20 protein-coding genes are annotated in these 12,627 nt (G+C 64.7%); 10 read left to right on the forward strand and 10 right to left on the reverse strand.

Going from position 1 to position 12,627, the window contains the following annotated elements; all coding sequences use genetic code 11:
* Window positions 1-28: 28 nt before the first annotated feature.
* Window positions 29-868 carry a branched-chain amino acid aminotransferase gene (locus ACN9MZ_RS11475; protein WP_426342255.1) on the forward strand — a complete coding sequence of 280 codons (840 nt, stop codon included), beginning with the start codon at window positions 29-31 and terminating at the stop codon, window positions 866-868.
* On the opposite strand, the gene ACN9MZ_RS11480 is transcribed toward ACN9MZ_RS11475, so the two are convergent.
* The 4 genes from ACN9MZ_RS11480 to ACN9MZ_RS11495 all read right to left on the reverse strand — a co-directional run bounded on the left by ACN9MZ_RS11480 (window position 849) and on the right by ACN9MZ_RS11495 (window position 3,182).
* Window positions 849-1,442, reverse strand: a complete 594-nt coding sequence (locus ACN9MZ_RS11480) for a DUF3617 domain-containing protein (RefSeq protein WP_426342256.1) — start codon at window positions 1,440-1,442, stop codon at window positions 849-851. The two genes, ACN9MZ_RS11475 and ACN9MZ_RS11480, sit on opposite strands and share 20 nt — an antisense overlap.
* 58 nt (window positions 1,443-1,500) lie before the next feature.
* A complete protein-coding gene (locus ACN9MZ_RS11485) occupies window positions 1,501-2,166 on the reverse strand; it encodes an OmpA family protein (RefSeq protein WP_426342257.1) in 666 nt (221 codons plus the stop codon).
* A gap of 97 nt (window positions 2,167-2,263) precedes the next feature.
* A complete protein-coding gene (locus ACN9MZ_RS11490; RefSeq protein ID WP_139232699.1) occupies window positions 2,264-2,410 on the reverse strand; it encodes a lmo0937 family membrane protein in 147 nt (48 codons plus the stop codon).
* A 79-nt stretch (window positions 2,411-2,489) separates the two neighbouring features.
* Window positions 2,490-3,182 carry a glycine zipper 2TM domain-containing protein gene (locus tag ACN9MZ_RS11495; protein ID WP_426342258.1) on the reverse strand — a complete coding sequence of 231 codons (693 nt, stop codon included), beginning with the start codon at window positions 3,180-3,182 and terminating at the stop codon, window positions 2,490-2,492.
* A gap of 127 nt (window positions 3,183-3,309) precedes the next feature.
* Between ACN9MZ_RS11495 and ACN9MZ_RS11500 the strand changes: the two genes are divergently transcribed.
* Window positions 3,310-4,029, forward strand: coding sequence for a Crp/Fnr family transcriptional regulator (locus ACN9MZ_RS11500; RefSeq protein ID WP_426342259.1), 720 nt, complete (start codon window positions 3,310-3,312; stop codon window positions 4,027-4,029).
* Here the strand turns inward: ACN9MZ_RS11500 and ACN9MZ_RS11505 are convergent.
* Window positions 4,026-4,247, reverse strand: coding sequence for a glycine zipper 2TM domain-containing protein (locus tag ACN9MZ_RS11505; RefSeq protein ID WP_426342260.1), 222 nt, complete (start codon window positions 4,245-4,247; stop codon window positions 4,026-4,028). The two genes, ACN9MZ_RS11500 and ACN9MZ_RS11505, sit on opposite strands and share 4 nt — an antisense overlap.
* An 89-nt stretch (window positions 4,248-4,336) precedes the next feature.
* Window positions 4,337-6,352, reverse strand: coding sequence for an AsmA family protein (locus tag ACN9MZ_RS11510; RefSeq protein ID WP_426342261.1), 2,016 nt, complete (start codon window positions 6,350-6,352; stop codon window positions 4,337-4,339).
* Between the two features lie 110 nt (window positions 6,353-6,462).
* Here ACN9MZ_RS11510 and ACN9MZ_RS11515 point away from each other — a divergent pair, with 110 nt between their 5' ends.
* Genes ACN9MZ_RS11515 through ACN9MZ_RS11540 form a run of 6 tightly spaced genes read left to right on the forward strand, consistent with a single transcriptional unit; the run spans window position 6,463 to window position 9,379 of the window.
* Complete coding sequence (locus tag ACN9MZ_RS11515; protein ID WP_426342262.1) at window positions 6,463-6,855, forward strand: DUF4398 domain-containing protein; 393 nt, start codon at window positions 6,463-6,465, stop codon at window positions 6,853-6,855.
* Between the two features lie 13 nt (window positions 6,856-6,868).
* Entirely contained in the window at window positions 6,869-7,762 is an 894-nt protein-coding gene (locus ACN9MZ_RS11520; RefSeq protein ID WP_426342263.1) for an OmpA family protein, read from the forward strand.
* Between the two features lie 12 nt (window positions 7,763-7,774).
* Window positions 7,775-8,281: a ferritin-like domain-containing protein gene (locus ACN9MZ_RS11525; protein ID WP_426342264.1), complete on the forward strand. Its 507-nt coding sequence runs from the start codon at window positions 7,775-7,777 to the stop codon at window positions 8,279-8,281.
* A 26-nt stretch (window positions 8,282-8,307) separates the two neighbouring features.
* Window positions 8,308-8,610 carry a DUF883 family protein gene (locus ACN9MZ_RS11530; protein ID WP_426342265.1) on the forward strand — a complete coding sequence of 101 codons (303 nt, stop codon included), beginning with the start codon at window positions 8,308-8,310 and terminating at the stop codon, window positions 8,608-8,610.
* Between the two features lie 3 nt (window positions 8,611-8,613).
* On the forward strand, window positions 8,614-9,000 hold the full coding sequence (locus tag ACN9MZ_RS11535; protein ID WP_426342266.1) for a phage holin family protein: 387 nt from the start codon (window positions 8,614-8,616) through the stop codon (window positions 8,998-9,000).
* A gap of 10 nt (window positions 9,001-9,010) precedes the next feature.
* Window positions 9,011-9,379: a hypothetical protein gene (locus ACN9MZ_RS11540; RefSeq protein ID WP_426342267.1), complete on the forward strand. Its 369-nt coding sequence runs from the start codon at window positions 9,011-9,013 to the stop codon at window positions 9,377-9,379.
* On the opposite strand, the gene ACN9MZ_RS11545 is transcribed toward ACN9MZ_RS11540, so the two are convergent.
* From ACN9MZ_RS11545 to ACN9MZ_RS11560, 4 genes are all read right to left on the reverse strand, one after another.
* A complete protein-coding gene (locus ACN9MZ_RS11545; RefSeq protein WP_426342268.1) occupies window positions 9,376-9,987 on the reverse strand; it encodes a Crp/Fnr family transcriptional regulator in 612 nt (203 codons plus the stop codon). The two genes, ACN9MZ_RS11540 and ACN9MZ_RS11545, sit on opposite strands and share 4 nt — an antisense overlap.
* 78 nt (window positions 9,988-10,065) lie before the next feature.
* Window positions 10,066-10,413, reverse strand: coding sequence for a hypothetical protein (locus ACN9MZ_RS11550; protein ID WP_426342269.1), 348 nt, complete (start codon window positions 10,411-10,413; stop codon window positions 10,066-10,068).
* A 14-nt stretch (window positions 10,414-10,427) separates the two neighbouring features.
* Complete coding sequence (locus ACN9MZ_RS11555) at window positions 10,428-10,580, reverse strand: DUF3309 domain-containing protein (protein ID WP_130313311.1); 153 nt, start codon at window positions 10,578-10,580, stop codon at window positions 10,428-10,430.
* 12 nt (window positions 10,581-10,592) lie between these two features.
* A complete protein-coding gene (locus ACN9MZ_RS11560) occupies window positions 10,593-11,042 on the reverse strand; it encodes a glycine zipper 2TM domain-containing protein (protein ID WP_426342270.1) in 450 nt (149 codons plus the stop codon).
* A gap of 156 nt (window positions 11,043-11,198) precedes the next feature.
* Here ACN9MZ_RS11560 and ACN9MZ_RS11565 point away from each other — a divergent pair, with 156 nt between their 5' ends.
* Both ACN9MZ_RS11565 and ACN9MZ_RS11570 read left to right on the forward strand, forming a co-directional pair.
* Complete coding sequence (locus ACN9MZ_RS11565; protein ID WP_426342271.1) at window positions 11,199-11,510, forward strand: BON domain-containing protein; 312 nt, start codon at window positions 11,199-11,201, stop codon at window positions 11,508-11,510.
* An 18-nt stretch (window positions 11,511-11,528) separates the two neighbouring features.
* Window positions 11,529-12,599 carry an AI-2E family transporter gene (locus ACN9MZ_RS11570; protein ID WP_426342891.1) on the forward strand — a complete coding sequence of 357 codons (1,071 nt, stop codon included), beginning with the start codon at window positions 11,529-11,531 and terminating at the stop codon, window positions 12,597-12,599.
* Window positions 12,600-12,627 lie beyond the last annotated feature (28 nt).

Raw genomic sequence — 12,627 nt, forward strand, 5'->3', positions numbered from 1 at the left:
CAAGCTGGAACTTTCAGCGGGGAACACTATGTATCTGACTTACTTCAATGGAAACTGGGCGGAAGGCAATGCGCCACTGTTCGGCGCAATGGACCACAGCGTCTGGCTCGGCTCCTCGGTATTCGACGGCGCGCGCGCCATGCGCGGCAAGCTGCCGGACTTGCGCCCGCACCTGGAGCGCGTGATTCGCTCGGCGCGCAGCCTGGGCCTGGAATGTCCGCTCAGCGTGGAGGAAATGGAAAAGCTGGTGAAGGAGGGCGTGTCCCGTTTCCCTGCCGATGCCGAGCTGTACATCCGCCCGCTGGTATTTGCCACCGATGGCTTGCTGATCCCGGTCGCTGAAAAGTCCGCCTTCGCGCTGACCCTGTTTGACGCACCGGTGCCGCCATTCACAGGTTTCTCGGCCTGCCTGTCGGCGATGCGCCGTCCGGACCCGGACATGGCGCCAACCGATGCCAAGGCCTCCGCGCTGTACGCCAATTCAACCCGCGTGCTGCGCGACGCGAAAGACCGCGGCTGCGACAACGCCGTGGTGTGCGACAGCCAGGGCAATGTGGCGGAGTTCGCCACCGCCAACCTGTTCTTCGTCACGCCGGAGGGGAAAGTGGTGACGCCGGCCCTGAACGGCACCTTCCTGGCTGGCATTACCCGCGCCCGCGTGATCAAGCTGCTGGCCGAAGCCGGCATTGATGTCGAGCAGCGTACCGTCAGGCCGGAAGAGCTCGATCGCGCCAGCGAAATCTTCAACACCGGCAACTTCGGCAAGGTCACGCCTTGCGTGCGCTATAACGGCCGTGCACTGCCGGCCGGGCCGGTCGCCAGCAAGGCCCGCGAGCTGTACTGGGCCTTTATTGAGCGCGGCGAGTAGGCGTCTGCAAATCCGGCCCTGGCTTGCTGGGCGGTGCCGCCGGCGCCGGCGGCGCCACGCTGCCGCAATCGGCGCTGAGCCAGCGGCCGCTGCCTTCCACCACCATGGTTTGCGGCTTGCCCTGCGCTGAACTGTTCACATTCATGCGCATGCTGTAGGCTGTACTGCCGTTGAAGATCACCTGGCCGTTGCCGCTCGACGGCGGCCGGGTGCAATGGAAGGTCACGTTCAGGCCGCCCGGCACGGGTGTGCGGGTCGTGGTGCACTGGCCGGGTTGGCCGGCCGGCAAATCCTGCTTCTCGGCCATGTCCTTGGTCAGGCAATAGGTGAGCTTGACGCCGCCGTTATCGCCCAGTCCCAGGTTGACGCCGTGGCGCGCCATCATCTGTTCCATTGCCTTGCGCTGTTCCGGCGCCATATTGGCCATCTGTTGCTGGGCTGCCTCCATCATGGCCATCATTTCTGGGCTGGCCGAGGCAATGCGGTTATTCAGCTCCCACAGTCCCGGTTTCAAGGTCTGCGCCATCGCCGGGGCGGCGGCCAGGCAGAGCAGGAAGAACGCTTGGATTTTCATGAGGGCTCCTTGGGGATGCGCGGCCCGGAGCGCCATGCTCCGGGCCGTTGCCGCTTGCTTAGCCTTGCGGCTGGCGTGGCTCGGCCACGAAGATTTCCACGCGGCGGTTGCGTGCGCGGCCGGCTGCGTCGTCGTTGGAGGCGATCGGCTCCTGCTCGCCGCGGCCTTCGATCACGATGCGGGTCGGCGATACGCCGCGCGTGGCCAGGTAGTCGCGCGTATGGGCTGCACGGTCGACCGACAGCGGCTGGTTCACGCTGGCGTTGCCGGTGCTGTCGGTGTGGCCGACAATGCTGACGGTGGTCGCCGGGTTTTCATTGAGCGTGGTGGCAAAGCGGTCCAGGACCGGGCGGAAGTCGGGTTTAATGTCGGAACGGCCCGTATCGAACGAAATATCGCTCGGGATTTCCAGCTTCAGGCGGTTGTCGCCGGTTTGCGAGACTTGCACGCCAGTGCCCTGGGTGGCCTGTTCCATCTGCTGCTTCTGCGCTTCCATGCGCTTGGACCAGACGTTGCCGACCACGGCGCCGACTGCCGCGCCAATCGCAGCGCCGCCGGCCGCCCGTTTGCCGCCGCCTGGACCGGTCGCGGCGCCAAGCACGGCGCCAATGCCGGCGCCGACGCCGGCGCCGGTGGCAGTGCCGCGCTGGGTGGCGCTCATATCCGCACAGCCAGTCGTGGCGAGCACGGCAATCAGCAGGGCAGCAAGGGTTTTATGAGGCATGAGCTTTCTCCTTCGTTAAATATGCTCGAAAAAAAGCGGGACGGGTCCTGCGCCGCAGTTCCCGCCCCGCTAGTGTACGCCGGCTTGGCCGGCTTAACTAAATGCCGCGCCCACTGATCAGGCGCAGCAGGATCATGATGACTGCCACCACCAGCAAAATATGGATGAAGCCGCCCACTGTGTAGGAGGTCACCAGGCCGAGCAGCCACAAGATGATAAGTACGACAGCGATCGTATAGAGCATGATGTTTTCCTCTCATAGTCCGTAATCCTGGATGCATTATTGCTGCGTCCGACCGCGTCATCTGTACGTTGTCGAACTATCAGCGTCGTTGCAAGCGCCCCTTGACGACTTTTACATGGTCGCCAGCCTGCCAGTTGGCCGAGCTGCTACTGACGGTGCGCACCTTGCCGTCATCCATGCGCACGCGCACCTGGTAGCTGGTGGTCGACTTCATATTGCCTTCCACCTGGTTGCCGACCACGGCGCCGCCGACCGCACCGGCCACGGTGGCCAGCTTGCGGCCCGAACCGCCGCCGACCTGGTTGCCCAGCAGGCCGCCGACAATCGCGCCGCCTGCCGCGCCCAGGCCGCTGCCCTGGCCGCGCTGGGTGACGGCATGCACTGCTTCCACCACGCCGCAGCTATGGCAGAGGGCGGGCGCCGGTGCCGCCATGTGCGCTGCGGCCGGCTGCGCTGCAGGCCCTTCTGCCGGAGCCGCGCTGCCGGCGCCATAGCTGCCGCCGCCTGCGCCGCCAGCGCTACCGGAATAGCCGGAAGTGTCGGCCACGCGATTGACCGGCGCATAGCCGGCCGGCGGCGGAGGCGGGCCGACGTCGCGCGTAGCGACCGGTACCGGCGCTTCGGCAAGCGGCGGCCCCATCTTCGCCCCTGATTGCGGCAGCCAACCCATGACCGCCGCGATGCCGACGCCGCAAAACAGCACCACGGCAATGGCTGCAATCAGCAGCATCGGGTGGGTGGTGTAGCTCATGATTTTGGTTTCTCGTTCCATGCCGTAACCCTTTCCTATTGGATAGACGCATTGTGGCGGCCGGGCTGGCCTGCTTCCGTGCGTCAGCGTACATACAGTCTTTTTAATTGCCGATACGCTCCGCCTAAACTCCACCAGGCTGACGGCAATGACCCTGAATCTTCATACCGTTCCAAGCAGTGAATCGCCACCACCGCGTATTGGCAACCGCCTGCTGGCAACCCTGCCGGAAGACGACCTCGACCACCTCGAGGGCTTGTGCGAACTGGTGGACCTCGAAGCTGGCGACATCCTGTTCGAAGCCGGCCAGCCCATCGACTACATCTTTTTCCCGCTCGATACCCTGGTCTCGCTGCTGGCCGTGGCGGAAGGCCGCATGACCCTGGAAGTTGGCTCGGCCGGGCGCGAAGGCATGGTCGGCGCTTCGGTGGCGCTGGGCCAGCGTTTCGCCCAGGTGCGTGCCGTGGTCCAGCGCAGCGGCCATGCGCTGCGCATGGAGGCGGAAGATTTCATCGCCGAGTTTGCGGAAATGGAATCGCTGCAGCGCCTGCTGCACCGCTATACCGACAGCCTGCTGGCGCAAGCGATCCAGATCGCTGTCTGCAGCCGCTTCCATGTGCTGGAGGCGCGCCTGGCGCGCTCGCTGCTGGTCACGCGCGACCGCCTGCAATCGGACCGCTTCCACATGACCCACGAATTCCTGGCCCACGCGCTCGGCGTGCGCCGCGTTGGCGTGACCAAGGCGGCCAGCGCCTTGCAGGGACAGGGCTTGATCAGCTACAGCCGGGGCAATATCGAAATACTGGACCCGGCTGGCCTGGAAGCGGTGTCCTGCCATTGCTACCAGCAGGTCCGCACGCCGTCTTAGCGGCGTGGTTTGTCGACCTGGTTACCGACCACGCCGCCGACCACGGCGCCGCCCACCGTACCGGTGGTGGAGCCGCCCGTCAGCACGGAACCGGCGACCGCGCCGACACCGGCGCCAATGGCCGTGTTCTTATCCTGTTGCGACATCGAGGAGCATGCGCCCAGGCCCAGCATGGCGGTGGCGATAGCGAGGCGGGCTGCAATCTGTTTGGTTTTCATGATGTTTCCTCCGTAACGTGGAATGCTGGCTCCAGCTTACGGGGGAGGGCAGATGTGATCTGTTCGCTATTTCACGATGTAACGGTTTGTTACCTTTGCGTCTTGCCCGGCGGCGGCGCCTTCGGCTTTTCGCGCGCGGCGGCCAGCAGGCTGGCGCATTGGTTGTCGCCTTCGCCGCCCGCGCTGATCAGGGGCACCAGGGCCGCCGGTGCGGCCAGCGCGCCCAGCGCCAGTGCGCCGCCGGCCCGCATGGCAATCACGCCCTTGTCGATGTCGACGTCGGGTTGCTTGAGCGAGCCGCGCACATAGATCGGGGCGCGCAGCGAAATAATGCGCAAGCCCTTGCTTTCCGGTTTCATGGTGAGGTCGATTTTCTCGCTGGCCAGGTTGATTGCGCCGTTGATGCGCACCGTGGCATCGTCGGTATCGGCAATGAAATAGCGCGTCTGGGCCAGGCCGTCGCGCACGCCGAAGTCGCCGGCCAGGCAGTTCAGGTGCACCGGCTTGTCGCCAAACAGCTTGGTCAGCACAATGTTGCCGATGTTCAGGCCCATCTGCTCCAGCAGCAGCTTGCTGACGGTGCCATCGTTGACCAAGGTTTTCAGTTCGCCATTGGAATGGGCCAGCATGCTGGCCACCGAATTGCCTTTGGCGGTCAGCTTGGCGTCGGCATTGATTTCGCCGATGGTGGCTTGCTTGAGTTCCGGCAGCTTGGGCAACAGTTGCTTGAGCTTGATGTGCCGCGCTGTCGCATCCAGTGTGGCGGCAACCGCCTCGCCGCTGCTGCCGTCGAGCGTGGCCTTGGAGGCGACCCGGCCGCCGGCGAAATCGAAATTGAGCGGAGTCAGGCGCAGCACGCCGTCCTTCAGGTGGAACGCCGTTTCCAGTTTGCTGAGCGGCAGTTCCTTGGTGCGCACGATGCGCTCGGCGCGGAAGCCGACGTCGGCATCGAGCGCCGTCCAGCGTTCGGTCTTGAAGGTCTCCACCGGCAATAGCTTGCCGGCCGGCTGCACTGCCGCCACGCCGCGTTCTTCTTTTTTGGCATTGGAGTCGGCGCCGATCAGGGGCCCCAGGTCGGCGAACTGCAGCAGGCGCGAGTGCACCGCGCCGGTCAGCAAGCCGCGCGGCTGGCGCTGCTGGTAAGACAAAGTGCCGGCAATATCGCTGTCGCCGACGCGTCCGGTGAATTTTTCGTAGGTCCACTGGCTGGCGCCCTCGGCCAGGTGGCCGCTCAGGCGCCCGGCCGTGCTGAAGGGCGGGGTTTCCGGCAGCAGCAGCCCGGTCAGCGCATACAGGCGTGCGGCCGAAGCGCCGGCGACCTTGAGCTGCAAGTCGATGGCGGCGAGCTGGGCCGGGTTGGTCAGCGTGCCTTCGGCAGCCACGCTGACCAGGCCGATCTTGGCGTCGGCCTGGATCGGGAAGGGCAGGCCGGTGTCGCGCAAGGCCAGCACGGCGCCGGTCTTGCCCTTGCCGCTGATGTCCTGCTTGTTCCATTTGCCGGCCAGGGTCCATTGCACGCCGTAGCGAGGATCGTTGTCGAGCGTGTCGACGTGGGCGGTGGCCGCGATATGCTGCTGGGCATCGTCCAGCTTGATGGTGCCGCGCGTGAAGACCACGCGGTCCAGTTCCATGCGCCACTCGGACGGCGGGCGCTTGGGCAGGGTCCAGTTGTTCCTGCCGTCGGCCTGGCGCAGCAGGTCGAGCTGCGGCTGGTCGAAGCGCAGTTCGGGGATGGCGATCTTGCGGCCCAGCAGGGCAAATGGACTCAGCGAGAACGCCAGGGTCCGGGCCGCCGCGGTGTCGCCCGCCGGCAGGCCGGCCGGGTTGCCGACGTGCACGTCTTGCGCGACAAGATGGGGCCAGGGAATATGGTCGCGCCAACTGCGCGCCTGCGGTGGCAGCGCCTGCTTTTGCCAAGTCAGTGACAAGTTGCCGCGAAGTTCCACCGGCCTTTGCAGCGCTTCGGTGGCGCGCGCGCCCAGCCAGGGCCGGGCGCGGTTCCAGTCATAGTTCAACACGATCACCAGGGCCACCGCCGGAATGGCCAGCAGGAAGCCCAGCACAGCCAGGCTAATCTTTGCGCGGCGAGAAATTGTGTGTGCCATGGCGCCAGCTTACACCCGGGCAGCCCGACTTCAATGTGCGGCACCGTACTGAACCCATCGGGGATGGCTTATATAACTGGCATACCCCAATCGCTTTGAGGAGAATAACAATGGATTCGCTGAATCGCCTACCACTGTTGACTACGGCCTGCGCCGCATGCGCGATTGCGCTGGCAGGTTGCAGCAGCATGAAGACCCCGGCCACGGCCGAAGTAGCATCGTCGCGCACGGCAGTCGAAGCCGCTGCCTCGACTGGCGCACCGGAACTGGCTCCGGCCGAAATGGCGGCAGCACGCGACAAGATGCTGCGCGCCAACCAGGCGCTGGCAGCCAAGGATTACCGCACCGCCCAGGACCTGGCACAGCAGGCACAGGCGGACGCCAAGCTGGCGCAAAGCAAGGCCAGCAGCGCCAAGGCCACCGAGGCCGCCAACAAGCTGCAAGACGATATCCGTGTGCTGCGCGAAGAACTCGATCGCGCCAACAGCACCATGACTCGCTGAGAAAGGAGCCAACATGTTCAAGCCTTTCCTGAAACCAGTCGCGCTGGCAGCGGTCCTGGCCCTGTCAGCCTGCAGCACCACCCCGACCACCACCGGCGAACTGGAAACCGCGCGCGCCAATTACGCGCAGGCGCAGGGCAACCCGATGGTTGCCAAATACGCCAGCGCGGAACTGGCCGCCGCCACCCGCGCCATGGACCAGGCCAATACGGCCGCGGCGCGCAATGAAAGCCTGCAAACGGTCGACAAGCTGGCCTATATCGCCAAGCAGAAGATCGCCAGCGCCGAAGAAATCGCGCGCGCCAAGTCCGCCGAGGACCAGTTGAAAGACGCCGCTTCCCAGCGCGACCAGGTGCGCCTGCAAGCGCGCACCGCGGAAGCCGAGGCGGCCAGGCGCCGTGCCGAGCAGGCCCGCATGGATGCTGACAACGCGCAGAACCAGGCCGCCAGCGCCGAAGCGGCGAAGAGCGACGCGCAAGCCCGTGCTGCCGCCCTGGCCGCGCAGCTGGCCGACCTGCAGGCCAAGCAGACCGAGCGCGGCATCGTGATCACCTTCGGCGACGTGCTGTTCAACGTCGACCAGGCCGTGCTGACCTCGCAAGGCATGGCGACCGCCCAGCGCCTGGCCGATGTGCTGCGCGACAATCCCGAGCGCTCCGTGCTGATCGAAGGCTTTACCGACAGCACCGGCAGCGACGCCTACAACCTGCAGCTGTCGCAGCGCCGCGCCGAAGCGGTGCGCAGCGCACTGAGCCAGATGGGCATCGAGCGCTCGCGCATCGAGACGCGCGGCTATGGCGAAGCTTATCCAGTGGCCAGCAATGCCACGGCTGGCGAGCGCCAGATGAACCGGCGGGTGGAAATCGTGCTGTCCGAAGCGGGCCGCCCGGTGACCCAGCGCCGTTGACGAGGAGTTTCCATGATCGATAAAAATGCGATCCGCGCGGCAGCCCGCAACATGGCCGACGGTCCGGTGACCGAAGGCTACAAGGGCAACCGTGCGATGGTGCTGCAAATGCTGAACGAAGCGCTGGCCACCGAACTGGTCTGCATCAACCGCTACAAGCGCCACTACTACATGGTGACCGGCCTGTCGAACGCCTCGATCAAGGCCGAGTTCCTGGAGCACGCGACGCAGGAGCAGCAACATGCCGACTGGCTGGCCGAGCGCATCGTCCAGCTCAATGGCGAACCCGATTTTAATCCAGCAACGTTGCTCGAACGGAGCCATGCCGAGTATGATGACTCAAGGGAGGTGCAAGCGATGGTGCGGGCCAACCTGATCGCAGAACGGGTGGCCATCGAGAGCTATCGCCAGATGATCGAACTGATAGGCGACAGCGACCCGACCACCAAGCAACTCTTGACGCAAATCATGGCGGTGGAGGAAGAACACGCCGACGATATGCGAGACCTATTGGCGTAACTCACTTACGAAAGAGGAGTCCTATCATGCTGGAACAGAACATCAGTACCGTCAATAACGATGTCAAAACGCTGGTCAAGGATGCGCAAGCCCTGTTCACGGCCGCCACCGCGCTGACTGGCGAAAAAGCGGATGAATTGCGTGGCCGCGGCATGAAAGCGCTCGATAGCGCACTGGCCAAGGCCCACGAAGCCCAGGCCAGCGCGATTGCCGGCGCCAAGCAGGCCGCTGCGACGACCGATGCCTACGTCAAGGAAAACCCCTGGCGTTCGATCGCCGTGGCAGCCGGCGTCGGCCTGCTGGTAGGCGTTATCCTCGGCCGCAAATAAGCGATGTCCGCCGAGAACCAGGTACCACCACCGCCCGGCCTGATCGCCTCACTGGCCGGGCTTGCCAAAAACAGCCTGCATCTTTTACTGTCGCGCTTGGAACTGGCAGCCCTTGAGCTGACCGAGGTGCGCGACACCTTGCTGCAACTGTCCATCGTGTTTGCCGTGGCCCTGCTGGCTGCCTGGTTCGCCATCGCGTTCGGCACGGCCACCCTGATCTACCTGTGTTGGGAAGCGATGGGCTGGAAAATCCTGCTGGTGCTGGCAATTGCCTTTGCGGTGTTGGCAATTGGCCTGTTGCTGTGGGGACGCAGCCTGGTGCGGCAAGGCAAACTGGGCTTGTCGGCAACGATGGCGGAACTCAAGTCCGACCGCGACATGCTGCTTTGAAAGGGAGACCATGGCGTCAAAACAGGAACTGGCTGCGCTGGCCGTCGCCAAGGAAAGGCTGGTGCGGGAAGGGGAGTTGTACCGCCTCGGCACGCTGCGCGCCAAGCATGAAGTGGTCAACGCCCTGCAACCGCAAGCGTTGTTGCACGGGGCAGTGGACCAGGCCATCGGGGCGCTGCAGGCGCGGCTCGGCAATTTCATCCGGCCCGGCGGCGGGCTGTCGGGCATCGATTTCGCGACCGTGCTGCCGCTGCTGATGACGGCCGGCACCTGGCTCAGCCGCCGGCGGCGCCTGGCCAAGCCGGCGTTGGCGTTGGGCGCTCTGGTCGCGGCTGGCGTGATGTGGCTGATCCGGCGCAAGTCTGGCGATGAAGTCTAGGGTGTCTTGCGCAGGCGCGACATGTACTGCGTCGTAATGCCGAGGTAGGAGGCCAGCGCGCGCTGGGTAATGCGTTGTTCCAGGCCGGGGAACTGGCTGCGGAACGCTTCCAGCCGCGCTTCCGCCGTATTGTGGCTGCGGATCTGCAGGTTGGCCGCATAACGGCGGATGCTGCATTCGATGATCTTCAGGTAGTACTCATTCACAAAGCCATGCTCGGCCTTGTGGCGCTGCATGGCCATCCAGTCGATGCGCCAGGCCTGAACGGCGGTCTCGGCGACGAAGAATTCGCGCGCGGGCTCGCCTTGCAGGCCGCCCATCATATCGCTGTGCGAACCGGTGTTTTCACCTTCGGTGATGAAGCCCAGGGTCAGGTCTTCGCCAGCCACCGAGATATGGCCGCGCCGCGCCACCCCGCTGGAAATCCAGTAGTAATGGGTGGCGCGCGTGCCGGCCTCCTGCAGCATGGTGCCCTTGCGCACGTGCACCGCAGTCACGTGCGGGGCGCTCAGCTCCGTGTAGCGGTCGTAGAGCTCATTGCCAATGCCCAAGCGCTGGACGGTTGTAGCCCGGTGTTGCTCTCTTTGTAATTGGTATGCATGTGGCATGCTCGCATCATACCCGACCTGGCGCCAGGCCAGGATGACTTTTTATGATGCAGCCATAACTGGCGGTTGTGCGCTTGCTTATTTGCCACTGGTTTCAAAGGTACGCGACATGTCGCGCGTGGCCAGGCGGATCTGGCGCGCGTTGGCCAGGTCCGACTGGGCAATGCTGCGCGCTTCTTTCACGCAGTCGCTGTTCGCGCCGGCGCCTTGCTGCTTGCAGGCTGCCAGGGCTTCGCGCAGGGCTGCGTTGATTTCCTTACGCAGCGTGGCAAGCTGGGCCGCTTCGGTGCGGTCCGGCCTGGTCCAGCGCGGCGGGTCGCCGCGCTGGAGTTCTTGCTGTTGCTGCCGTGCGACTTCCGGCGGCGTGACCTGGGCGGCTGCCAACCCGCACAGGGCCAGCATGGCAGCGCCAATCAGCATCTTCATGATGGGCTCCTTCGCTACAGCCTGCCAGTCAGCAGCAGGATGAGCAAGACGACGACAATCAGGCCGGCAATGCCGCTTGGGGCATAACCCCAGTTGCGGCTATGGGGCCAGGTTGGCAGTGCGCCAATGACGAGCAGGACCAGTACAATCAGCAGGATGGTAGCCATGGCAGCCTCCGGTTAGTAACGATACACCCGGCCATCGACCACGCGCACGCGCGTGCCGACCCGCAGGTCGTAGGCGCTGTCCTGGTTGACGGTACGGTAGTCGCCGTTATCCAGGCGCACGCTGATCTGGTAAACATCGCGCGGCATGTTACGGTTCTCTTCGACACGGTTGCCGATCACGGCGCCGCCAATCGCGCCGGCAGCAGTTGCTGCGGTACGGCCGGAACCGGAGCCGATCTGGCTGCCGGCCAGGGCGCCCAGCAAGCCGCCGGCGACGGCGCCTGCTCCGCTGGTGGCCGGGTCAACGCGCACCACGCGGATCGAATCGACCGTGCCATACGTCGAGACGTCGGCCTGCGAGGAATAATCGGTTGCCTGGGGATAGGATGAGTTGCTGGCGCAGCCGGCCGACAAAGCGGCCACCGCCACCATCATCGCTGCAAGGGATACAGTCGGTTTCATAACGTCTCCTCCTGTGGGTGGGATTAGGCGCAGCTTATGGCCGCCCGCCCGCGCTCGTCTGTGCGATTCCGCACAATGTTCGCCAGCGAACAGAAAAAGGGGCTTGTTAGCTGGACACTAGTGCCCGGAACACCCACCTCACATAGGAGAAGCGTCATGAAATTCACCCAGAAATTCGCTACTGCCGTGTTCATTGCCTCCACCCTCGGCCTGGCTGGCTGCGCCTCGACCCCCACCCAGGAAAGCGTCGGCGAATATGTCGACGACGCCGCCCTGACCACCAAGGTCAAGGCCAGCATCTTCAACGAGCCATCGCTGAAGGCGACTGAAATCAATGTCGAAACCTTCAAAGGCACCGTGCAACTGAGCGGCTTCGTGGCCCAGCCTGCCGACATCACCCGCGCCGGAGAACTCGCACGCGGCGTGAAAGGTGTCAAAGAAGTCAAGAACGACATCCGCGTCAAATAAACGCGGGTGGCATGGCTCATGCGCCTGGCGCAGACCATCCTTGCCACCGTCGCCTTTCTGTACGCCTTGCAGTGGGGCCGGGGCTTCCTCGTGCCCCTGCTGCTCGGCATCCTGCTGGCCTACACGCTCAACCCGCTGGTGGCCTGGCTGGAACGCGTGCGTGTACGGCGTGCGCTTGGCACCACGCTTGTCACTTGCGCCATCCTGGTCGGCGCGGCGGTGACGGCGGAGAAAGTGCACGTCGAATTTTCCAACATCATCGAAGAACTGCCCGAGGCGGGACGCAAGCTGTCGCGCCTGGTCGCCTCGACGACCAGCGGCAAGGACAGCACGCTCAAGCGCATCCAGGATGTCGCCACCCAGATCGAACAGGCAACCTCCGGCAAGCCTGCCACGCCGCCGCGCAAAGCGGTGGCCGTGGTGACGCAGGAGGGCGGGCACATCAAGGTGATCGACTGGGTCTGGGCCGGCTCGCGCGGCCTGCTGGCCTTCGTCAGCCAGGCAGCCATGGTGGTGTTCCTGGTGTTCTTCCTGCTGCTCTCCGGCGACACGTTCAAGCGCAAGCTGGTCAAGCTGGCCGGGCCTTCGCTGACGCGCAAGAAGGTCACGGTGCAAATCCTCGACGAGATTAATATTTCGATCCAGGGCTATATGTTCATGCTGCTGGTGACCAATGTGCTGCTGGCGCTGCTGATGTGGCTGGCCCTGCATTTTATCGGCCTCGAGAATGCCGGCGCCTGGGCCATCGTGGCGGGGCTGCTGCACCTGATGCCGTACTTCGGCCCGCTGTTGATCGTCTGCGCGCTCAGCCTTGCCTCTTACCTGCAATCCGAGTCGCTGCAAATGGTGGCGCTGGTGGCGATGGCCTCGATTGCCATCGCGACCTTGGTCGGCACCGTCATTGCCACCTGGATGACCGGGCGCATCGCGCGCATGAATGCCGCCGCGGTGTTTGTCAGCTTGCTGTTCTGGGGCTGGCTGTGGGGCGTGTGGGGCTTGCTGCTCGGCGTGCCAGTGGTGGTGATCGTCAAGGTCGTGGCCGAGAAGGTCGAGGGCATGGAAGTGGTTGCCGAGCTGCTGGGCGAGTAGACGGGCTGTCGCTATCTGAGCGTATCAA

Origin of the sequence: Pseudoduganella sp. S-14 (assembly GCF_049913285.1) — a bacterium.
GTDB lineage: Bacteria > Pseudomonadota > Gammaproteobacteria > Burkholderiales > Burkholderiaceae_D > Rugamonas.

What these genes read in the sequence shown, in the direction of transcription:
- ACN9MZ_RS11530 (WP_426342265.1), top strand. Translation starts at nt 8,308, where the DNA reads ATGCTGGAACAGAACATCAGTACCGTCAATAACGATGTCAAAACGCTG.
- ACN9MZ_RS11495 (WP_426342258.1), bottom strand. Translation starts at nt 3,182, where the DNA reads ATGGAACGAGAAACCAAAATCATGAGCTACACCACCCACCCGATGCTG.
- ACN9MZ_RS11525 (WP_426342264.1), top strand. Translation starts at nt 7,775, where the DNA reads ATGATCGATAAAAATGCGATCCGCGCGGCAGCCCGCAACATGGCCGAC.
- ACN9MZ_RS11475 (WP_426342255.1), top strand. Translation starts at nt 29, where the DNA reads ATGTATCTGACTTACTTCAATGGAAACTGGGCGGAAGGCAATGCGCCA.
- ACN9MZ_RS11485 (WP_426342257.1), bottom strand. Translation starts at nt 2,166, where the DNA reads ATGCCTCATAAAACCCTTGCTGCCCTGCTGATTGCCGTGCTCGCCACG.
- ACN9MZ_RS11570 (WP_426342891.1), top strand. Translation starts at nt 11,529, where the DNA reads ATGCGCCTGGCGCAGACCATCCTTGCCACCGTCGCCTTTCTGTACGCC.
- ACN9MZ_RS11490 (WP_139232699.1), bottom strand. Translation starts at nt 2,410, where the DNA reads ATGCTCTATACGATCGCTGTCGTACTTATCATCTTGTGGCTGCTCGGC.
- ACN9MZ_RS11555 (WP_130313311.1), bottom strand. Translation starts at nt 10,580, where the DNA reads ATGGCTACCATCCTGCTGATTGTACTGGTCCTGCTCGTCATTGGCGCA.
- ACN9MZ_RS11515 (WP_426342262.1), top strand. Translation starts at nt 6,463, where the DNA reads ATGGATTCGCTGAATCGCCTACCACTGTTGACTACGGCCTGCGCCGCA.
- ACN9MZ_RS11520 (WP_426342263.1), top strand. Translation starts at nt 6,869, where the DNA reads ATGTTCAAGCCTTTCCTGAAACCAGTCGCGCTGGCAGCGGTCCTGGCC.
- ACN9MZ_RS11480 (WP_426342256.1), bottom strand. Translation starts at nt 1,442, where the DNA reads ATGAAAATCCAAGCGTTCTTCCTGCTCTGCCTGGCCGCCGCCCCGGCG.
- ACN9MZ_RS11510 (WP_426342261.1), bottom strand. Translation starts at nt 6,352, where the DNA reads ATGGCACACACAATTTCTCGCCGCGCAAAGATTAGCCTGGCTGTGCTG.
- ACN9MZ_RS11545 (WP_426342268.1), bottom strand. Translation starts at nt 9,987, where the DNA reads ATGCCACATGCATACCAATTACAAAGAGAGCAACACCGGGCTACAACC.
- ACN9MZ_RS11540 (WP_426342267.1), top strand. Translation starts at nt 9,011, where the DNA reads ATGGCGTCAAAACAGGAACTGGCTGCGCTGGCCGTCGCCAAGGAAAGG.
- ACN9MZ_RS11565 (WP_426342271.1), top strand. Translation starts at nt 11,199, where the DNA reads ATGAAATTCACCCAGAAATTCGCTACTGCCGTGTTCATTGCCTCCACC.
- ACN9MZ_RS11550 (WP_426342269.1), bottom strand. Translation starts at nt 10,413, where the DNA reads ATGAAGATGCTGATTGGCGCTGCCATGCTGGCCCTGTGCGGGTTGGCA.
- ACN9MZ_RS11560 (WP_426342270.1), bottom strand. Translation starts at nt 11,042, where the DNA reads ATGAAACCGACTGTATCCCTTGCAGCGATGATGGTGGCGGTGGCCGCT.
- ACN9MZ_RS11535 (WP_426342266.1), top strand. Translation starts at nt 8,614, where the DNA reads ATGTCCGCCGAGAACCAGGTACCACCACCGCCCGGCCTGATCGCCTCA.
- ACN9MZ_RS11505 (WP_426342260.1), bottom strand. Translation starts at nt 4,247, where the DNA reads ATGAAAACCAAACAGATTGCAGCCCGCCTCGCTATCGCCACCGCCATG.
- ACN9MZ_RS11500 (WP_426342259.1), top strand. Translation starts at nt 3,310, where the DNA reads ATGACCCTGAATCTTCATACCGTTCCAAGCAGTGAATCGCCACCACCG.